Here is an 8309-nt window from a genome sequence, read left to right on the forward strand (position 1 = left end):
GGCTCCAACGAGTTCATCCCGGTTTCGTTACTGATGTGATCGGGGCTCGCTGCTTCGGAGTGCACGTCAGGACGGTACCGGGTGACGAGATCCGTTCGCAGAATGAGAGCGGGAGACCAGCAGGCCAGGGCAAGAACCCGCCCCGGCGAGCCGGTTTCCGGTTGTTGGATGAGCACGCGGTTGCGTCCACGGGAGTGGTGTACGACTGCCCGTGTTGAGCGTGTTACGTAAATGAGAGACGGCCATCGCGTCGATCCTTCAAGACGACCAAGTCAGAGAAGGAAGAGAGGACAAGATGGTCGAATCAGAGAGTGCGATTCCTGTTGCCTGCTGCGCGAGCAGATCGAGGGCACGTCGCCGGATGTGTTGCAGGGGATGGTGCGCCATGATGTCCGCTGAGGCGGACGCTTGGGGCTCGTCGGCGATGAGCCGGAGGATCCGCCACCCACCGTCGACTGCTCGACGAAGCCGAAGACCGGCAGACCCCACATCAGCGTCGGATAAGCGATCGATCGCTCCCGGGCATCGTTCTCGGCGGTGCCGGCGGGTGCGCTGTCCAAGATCAGTGCTTGGCGTGTCGCTGCGGACTCCCAGGAGCTGCGCCGACGCTATGAGTGAGCGTGGATTGTCGGTCGACCCTGGTAGATGTATGCGGTTGAGTTAGACCGAGCTACCGGGAGTGGGTATGTCGACTTTGGTGGATCGCCTGTTGGAGGCGGTTGGGGAGGATCGCCGGGATGCGGGGATCGCGTTCCGGGCGGTGTATCAGCCCGTTGGGGGGCAGGGTGGGCGGATCGCGACGCCGACGTTTCCGATTTCTGAGGTGGAGGAGCGGTCAGCGAAGAAGGAGGGTCGGTTCCCTCGGCCGTATGTTTTTGAGCGTCGGTTGGTTGATGGCAGTGAGTGCGAGACGGTGGTGGTGGATCAGGTTCCGTCGCAGGCGAATCGGGTGGAGCAGGCTCTGCTGGTGGCGCGAGACAGTGGCCGGGTGGATCTTCCTTTGTTTGAGTTGGTGATGAAGGAGGAGGGTGTCCGGCTGACGTCGTTGGACTTCCCGCACCGCTACGCCGATGCGTACTTGCGCGACAGTGAGGTCGGTGGGGTGCGCTTCGATCGCAGCGAGGTGGGGCGGCAGTTGCGGGCGGCGTCAGCGGTGGACGTTCGTCCGTTGTTCCGGCGTGAGCCTTACTCGTTGATTTTTGGGGCGTGGGATTCGCACCGTAAGGGCCGGTGGCCGAAGTTCTCCCGGGTGTATTCGTCGGAGATGTTCGGCATTCACTGGTTGGACGGTGGGCGCCGGGCGGGGAGGCTCGATCCGATGAATCTCACCGGTGGCATTGATGACAAGGCCAAGGGTGAGGGGGAGTGGCGGTTCCTGCCGGAGGGGGCGAAGGTCAAGGGCGGGAAGCTGAGCGAGATCGGCCACGGGCACATCGCTCCGAATCCTGCGCCCGGTGGGGTGACGGTGTCAGAGGTGCGTCGGCAGGGCTGGATTTCGTTGGCCGGTCTGGAGCGGTTGCGGTTTGGGGATGCCTCAGCTGAGGCCGCGACGCTGGCGCGGGCGACGTTGGCGGCGTTGGCGCTGGCTGGGGACCGGTTGACGTTCGGTCGTCCGTCGCTGTGGCTGCGCTCGGGTTGTGACCTGACGCGGGTGAGCGAGACGGTGGCTTTCGAGCAGGACGGGGGCGGCTGGGAGCCGTTGGAGGTGTCCACGGCGCAGGTGTTGGGCGCGTTCCTGGAGTTGCGTGATCGCGCGACGGCGGCGGGTGTCGTGATGGCTGCCGATGTGGTGTCGGTTTCGCCGACGACGCAGCTGGCTGAGGCGATCCGGTTCGCGGTGCGGTCGGCTGCCGCCGAGGGGGAGTAGCGGTGGCGCTGAGTATCACGGTTTGGCTGCGGGAGGGCCGCTACGACGCGGCGTACTCGAAGGATCGGATGGAGTGGCCGCCGCACCCGGCCCGGTTGTTCTGCGCCTTGGTCGCCTCGGCGGAGCATGACCCGGACGCGCCGGGGTTCGAAGCCGACGGTGAGGCGTTGCGGTGGTTGGAGGCGGCTGGGGCTCCGTTGGTGTTGGCGGCTGCGGCCGATCAGGTGCCCGCGTCTCTGCGGTCGGGATATGTGGTGACGAATGCCCGAGACGGCGAGTCTGGAAGCACGGTCTGGCCGGGGCGGACGAACCGGGACTTCCGGCGTGTGGGCGCGCTTCCTCCTGACGATCGGATCGCGTTCGTGTGGCCGGAGGCGTCGGCGCCTGATGGGGTGTTGTGGCGGCTGTCGCGGCTTGCGCGGCGGGTGCCGTACGTCGGCCGGTCGACGTCCTCGGCGCAGGTGGAGGTACTCGATGAAACGGTCGACCGCAGGCCGTCGCAGGTCACCTACCGGCCGGTGACGATCGGCGCCCGCGGATCGGTGTCGGTGCGGGTGCCCTATCCGGGTTACCTCGCTGATCTGCGAGATGCCTACGCGCAGGGGCATCGGGCGTGGGAGATGTCCGAAGAGCTGGCCTATTCCTGCCTGCCGGCTGACGACAATGCCTCACCGTTTGTCGGAGAGCCCGGACCGTATGAGGAGCTGCTGGTGTGGCCGGCGGCGCGTGGCCAGGTACCGGTCGGTGGCGACGCGCTGCTGACGGTGACAGAGTTGCTGCGCCGCGTGGCCATCTCCCGGATCAAGGATCCGGTCCCGGCGCAGGCCAGTGGACACGGCGCGGACGATCGGCCACATCTGGCGTTCGTGCCGCTGCTGGACGTCGGTCACCCGCACGCCGACGGGCATTTGCTCGGCGTCGGGGTCGCTGTTCCCCGGGATATCGAGCCGGACGATCGACTGGCGATCCTGCGGGGTCTGCTCGGTGAGAGTGGGCAGGACCCGATTCGGGAGCTGCGCGGCGCCACGCAGCGGATCAGGCTCGCGGATCCGGGGGTGCCCTCGCAGGGATGGGGCCTCGATCCGTACCGCTGGACGAGCCGCGACGGCGTGCGGCGGTGGGTCACGGCGACGCCGGTGATGCTGGATCGCTATCCGGGCCGGCGGGACCCTGCGGAGGTCGTGGCAGAGTCCCTCGTCACGGCCCGGTATCCGGAGCCGGCGTCGGTGACGGTGCTGGAGGGGCCCCTGCCGCAGGGCGCGGTGACGAGGCCGAGGCGGGGCACGATTCCCGCCGGGCGGGACCGGCGTCCGCTGCTGCACTGTCGCATCGAGTTCCCGACCCCGGTGCGGGGCCCGGTGATCGCCGGCGCGCTTCGGTACCTGGGCTGTGGCCTGTTCATCCCGGAGGTATCTCGTGCTGACCGCTGACGACTTCACCGCGTTCGTGGCGCAAGTCCACAGTCCGCGGGCCGGTGAGCGGACACCGTTCCCGTGGCAGCGGGCCCTGCTCGACCGCATCCTGGCTGACGGTCGGTGGCCGGATGTCATTGACGTTCCGACCGGGCTCGGGAAGACCTCGGTGCTGGACGTCGCGGTCTTCGTCGCCGCGCTGCGCCCCGAGTTGGCGCGACGCCGCATGTTCTTCGTGGTGGACCGGCGGCTGGTCGTCGACGAGGCCCACGAACACGCCACCCGCCTCGCGGCCGCGCTGCGTGACGCGACCTCTGGCGCCTGCGCGGCGGTGGCGCAGGCCCTGAGCATGCCGGGTGACGACGGGGACGTCCTCACCGTCGCGCGGATGCGCGGCGGAGTCACCTGGGACCGGGTCTGGGTGGAGCGCCCTGACCGCTACGCGATCGTCACCGGCACCGTCGACCAAGTCGGTAGTCGACTGTTGTTCCGCGGCTACGGCGTCAGCGAGTACGGCCGCAGCATCGACGCCGCCCTCGTCGGCACGGACAGTCTGATCGTGGTCGACGAAGCGCACCTCGCCGACGCGTTCCAGACCACGATCACCGCCGCATCGGCGTTGGACCCGTGGCCGATCACCCTTGCCCCGACGGTGGTGACCATGTCCGCCACCACCCCGGCGACGCAGGAACAGCCCGGCGGGGCCCGGGTGCACCGGATCAGCGCAGCCGATGAGGAACACCCGATCGCCGGGCGGCGGCTGCGCGCCGGTAAACGACTGCGCCTTCTCACCGTTCCCACCAGCCGGGCGAAGTCCTCCACCGACGTCCCCCGGGCCATAGCCGCCCTGACCACCCGCCTCGCCCATGACGCGATGGTTGTCGGGGTCGTGGCGAACACGGTGGCGCGGGCGCGGGCCATCTTCGCCCACCTCGCCGGCGGGCCGGTCGAGGCGATCCTGCTGACCGGCCGCAGCCGACCCATCGACCGTGACATCCTCCTCGCCTGACACTACGAACAGATCAAAGCCGGCCGTGACCGCACCGATGCTCGGCCCTTCATCATTGTGGCGACCCAGACCATCGAGGTCGGCGCGAACATCGACCTCGACGCGCTGATCACCGAGTCCGCGCCACTGAGCGCGTTGATCCAGCGACTCGGTCGGCTCAACCGCCTCGGCCTGCACGACCTCCCCGCCGCCGCCTACGTCGTGCACGACAGCAGCGTCACCGACGACGACCCTGTCTATGGGCCTGCCCGGCTTGCTACCTGGCAGTGGCTGACGGCTGAGGCCCCGACCGGCACCGTCGCTAAACCAGAGGCCGCCGGCGACGGAATCGACGCCTCCCCGGCCACGCTGCGAGCCCTCGCCGCCAAAGCCCCCGAGGAAACCCGTGCCGGGCCACAGGTCACCGTGCCGGTGCTGACCGCCCGCACCTTGGACACCTGGACCCGCACCTCACCCACCCCGCACCCAGACCCTCCGATACCACCGTTCCTGCACGGCGTGACCGACCAGACCCCACCGGTGACCGTCATCTGGCGCACCGGGCTCTGCGACGATGAACCGCAGCGGTGGCCCGCGATCATCGACATCCTGCCGCCGGTCACGGAGGAAGCCGTCGACATCCCAGTGCGCGAAGTCCGGCGGTGGCTCCGTGAAGACCCCGACACCGAACCGGTCGCGGACATCGAAATCCCCGAAGCCAGGGCGGACAAGCGGCGGGCAGCCGGCAAGCCGCAGCCCATGACACGCCCCACCGGCGGCACGGAACGCCGAGTGGTGCGGTACAACCACCGCGGCGACGGCGAACTCGTCACCGCGGAACGTGTTCAGCCCGGAGACACGATCGTCGTGCCCGTCGAGTACGGCGGATGCGACCAGTACGGGTGGAACCCCACCAGCACCCGCACCGTCATCGACGTCGCCGACCTCGCCTACCGGCGAGGAAAACCCGTCCTGCGAATCGGACCCCACCTGCGGCACCTCACCACCTACGCCCAGCGTGCCCCCACGACCTCGCCCACCACATCCGACGAACCACCACGCTGGGCGGCGCCACTAAACGAACTCCTCACCACCGTCGCCAGCACGAAAGAACCCACCCAGCCCGATACCTACCGACACCTACTCACCGCCCTAGCGGCCGTACTCGACGAAAAGGAACCACTGCGCCGCACCCTGACCGGGCTGCTGGGCAGAATCACCGCCACGCCAACCCACCAAACAGACCCCGAGACCGGCGCGAGCTGGACACCCACCTTCCCCGTCGTCCTCGCCGCCACAAAGACCAGCGGCGCCGACGACGACTCCGAGACGAGCAGCTCCACCACCGCCTACCCCGGCCGCAAGATCAGCCTCGACGCCCACCAACGCGCCGTCGCCGCCCGCGCCGCACAGATCGCCACCAACCTCGCCCTGCCCCGCCACACCGTGGCCAGCGTGGAAGCAGCCGCACGCTGGCACGACGACGGCAAACGCGACCCCCGCTTCCAAACCATGCTCTTCGACGGACGACGCGCCGCCGCCGAACTCGCCCCCGAACCCCTCGCCAAATCCGGAATCGACCCCACGAACCGCGCCAAAGCCATCCAAGCCCGTGACGCCGCCCAGTATCCCCCCGGCATGCGCCACGAAGCCCTCTCCGCCCGAATCGCCGCCCACCGACTCACCGACGCAGACCACCTCGACGTCGACCTCGTCATCCACCTCATCGCCAGCCATCACGGCCGCAACCGGCCCCTGCTCCCACCCATCACCGACCCAGAACCGGTAAAGATCAGCATCCCCGGGCTCCCCGTGCTCGACACCGCAGACACCATCGACTGGGCCGCACCGGCACGCTTTGCCCACCTCAACTCCCAATACGGACGGTGGGGGGTAGCACTACTCGAGACCATCGTCCGGCTCGCCGACATCTGGTGCTCCGCCCGAGACGAGGAGATCCCGTGAAGCACTCCGTCGAACTCCGCGCCCTCGACGGCCGCGACCCACTCGGCTTCCTCGCCGCCCTCGGCCTCCTGCGCCTACTCACCGACGAAGCCAGCCTCGACGTCAAACTCTCCTTCAACGACGCCACCGCACACGCGATCCTGCACGGCCCCCTCGCCAGCGTCGACGACATCGTCGAACAACTCGTAGCCATCCTCGAATCGATACCCGCCGACGGTGTCCTCCCCAACGCCCCGGCCACCTTCCCCGAAGCCAAAGCCGGCATAGGGACGGATCCGATGCGCTCACCACGAGGCACCTACCGCACCGCCTACACCGCCCTGACGGGCGACGGCCACCAACCTGCGTTGGACCGATGGCTTTCCGCTCTCGTCACCGACCTCGCCACCGACGACAAGGGCAGAGTCGCCATCACCCCCTACGCCGCTCCCGCCGGACAACAAAGCTTCCGGACCATGTTCACCAAACCCCTCGAACACATCCGCCCCGACCCGCGCACCCACTTCCACGAAGCCCTCACCCGCTGGCGACGCGTCGACGGCTACACCGGCGAATACCTCGACCACCGCGCCATCCGCACCGCAGCTGACCACCCCACCGGCAAATCCGACCCCGCCGGCGTTCCCGCAGCCACCTGGCTCGCCATCATGGCCCTACCCCTCCTACACCTCACCGGCACCGGCACCAGCCCCCGCGCTACCTGCTGGCACCACCACCCCACCTACCGGCAGCCCGTCATGACCTGGCCCCTATGGCGGCAACCCCTCAACACCCACGCTGCCATCGCCATCCTCGAACACCCCGCGCTCCGGCCAAAGCCCACCCACCACAACCGCGACACCCAGCCCGCGCTCGGCATCTTCGCCACCGCAAGCGCGATCCGCACCCGAAGCAAAAACTCCGCCGGACCCCTCACACCACTGCCAGACGTAGCCACCGGGTGATCCATCAAACGACAAAGCCGCAACTCACCGCTACGCCCAGGCGACCACCACCGCCTTGATCCTTGACAACTGAACAGAGTAAAAGAAGCCAAGCCCGAGCAACCTCGGAACCCCAAGCCAACAAGCCCTGAGCGTGAGGTTCTCAGACGGTAGAACCCTAGATATGGTGCAAAAAGGTTGGCACGTAGACGCGCTTCGAACCCAGCTTGACGAATATCTGCAGCTCAGTACCTCCAACGCCGGCCTTACGTGGTCGGCCCTCATTGCGACGGCGCCCGGCTCCTGGTCCGGATCAGCCCGATGTTCCAACGCCGGCCTTGCGTGGTCGGCCCTCATTGCGACTTGTTGCGCGGCGCCGAGCACAACCTGCGCGTACGGCCAACGCCGGCCTTGCGTGGTCGGCCCTCATTGCGACTCGATGCGCGGCTTGTTCAGCGACGCCCACTTGCGGCCAACGCCGGCCTTGCGTGGTCGGCCCTCATTGCGACCTGGTCAACCCGCGCCCGGGTGCCCGGTCGGCACCCCAACGCCGGCCTTGCGTGGTCGGCCCTCATTGCGACGAGACGATGACGGGCACGAACGCCAAGGTCGACGTCACCCAACGCCGGCCTTGCGTGGTCGGCCCTCATTGCGACTAGGTGGTGGCCGGCTCGAACGAGTGGCCGTTGGTCCCAACGCCGGCCTTGCGTGGTCGGCCCTCATTGCGACGTGGGCCCTCGGCTCGCGTTCAGTGTGTCGGTCGGGACCAACGCCGGCCTTGCGTGGTCGGCCCTCATTGCGACTCGCCATCGGAGGCCGCCTCCACACCGCGGTCGAGCACCAACGCCGGCCTTGCGTGGTGGGCCCTCATTGCGACAAGGACCCGGGCTGGATCGCCGAGGACGGGCTCAAGACCAACGCCGGCCTTGCGTGGTCGGCCCTCATTGCGACCACGCGTTCAGCCGCGCTCGCATCTACTACCAGTCGGCCAACGCCGGCCTTGGGGTCTGCTGCACCGGCAGGTGACAGGTGTAGTCACGCGGCCTGACTGGCCGGTGGGTGCATGATGGTCTCGAATTCAACGGGGGTCAACCGGGACAGCGACCGCTGGCGTCGGCGGCGGTGGTAGGTCCGTTCGATCCAGGTCACGATCG

Annotated in this window: 5 protein-coding genes and 1 CRISPR repeat array; all 5 genes read left to right on the forward strand. The window is 68.3% G+C overall.

From position 1 onward, the window contains the following. Positions 1 to 685 precede the first annotated feature (685 nt). Genes cas7u through AB0A95_RS12340 form a run of 5 tightly spaced genes read left to right on the forward strand, consistent with a single transcriptional unit; the run spans position 686 to position 7176 of the window. On the forward strand, positions 686 to 1867 hold the full coding sequence (cas7u, locus tag AB0A95_RS12320) for a type I-U CRISPR-associated RAMP protein Csb1/Cas7u (RefSeq protein WP_357555737.1): 1182 nt from the start codon (positions 686 to 688) through the stop codon (positions 1865 to 1867). Positions 1868 to 1869: 2 nt separating this feature from the next. Continuing rightward, the gene (csb2, locus tag AB0A95_RS12325; RefSeq protein ID WP_357555738.1) at positions 1870 to 3297 is read left to right on the forward strand and encodes a type I-U CRISPR-associated protein Csb2; all 1428 of its coding nucleotides are present in this window, start codon (positions 1870 to 1872) and stop codon (positions 3295 to 3297) included. Further along, entirely contained in the window at positions 3284 to 4288 is a 1005-nt protein-coding gene (gene cas3u, locus AB0A95_RS12330; RefSeq protein ID WP_357555739.1) for a type I-U CRISPR-associated helicase/endonuclease Cas3, read from the forward strand. The genes csb2 and cas3u overlap by 14 nt, the downstream gene beginning before the upstream one ends. A gap of 57 nt (positions 4289 to 4345) precedes the next feature. Beyond that, positions 4346 to 6232 (forward strand): hypothetical protein, encoded by a 1887-nt coding sequence (locus AB0A95_RS12335; RefSeq protein ID WP_357555740.1) that lies wholly within the window; start codon positions 4346 to 4348, stop codon positions 6230 to 6232. Next, complete coding sequence (locus AB0A95_RS12340; protein ID WP_357555741.1) at positions 6229 to 7176, forward strand: hypothetical protein; 948 nt, start codon at positions 6229 to 6231, stop codon at positions 7174 to 7176. Before AB0A95_RS12335 ends, AB0A95_RS12340 begins: the two co-directional genes overlap by 4 nt. A gap of 233 nt (positions 7177 to 7409) precedes the next feature. After that, positions 7410 to 8180: direct repeats of the CRISPR family, unit length 37 nt; unit sequence CCAACGCCGGCCTTGCGTGGTCGGCCCTCATTGCGAC. Positions 8181 to 8309: the final 129 nt, after the last annotated feature.

The sequence above is a fragment of the Micromonospora sp. NPDC049230 genome, from assembly GCF_040647875.1.
Classification (GTDB): Bacteria; Actinomycetota; Actinomycetes; order Mycobacteriales; family Micromonosporaceae; genus Micromonospora.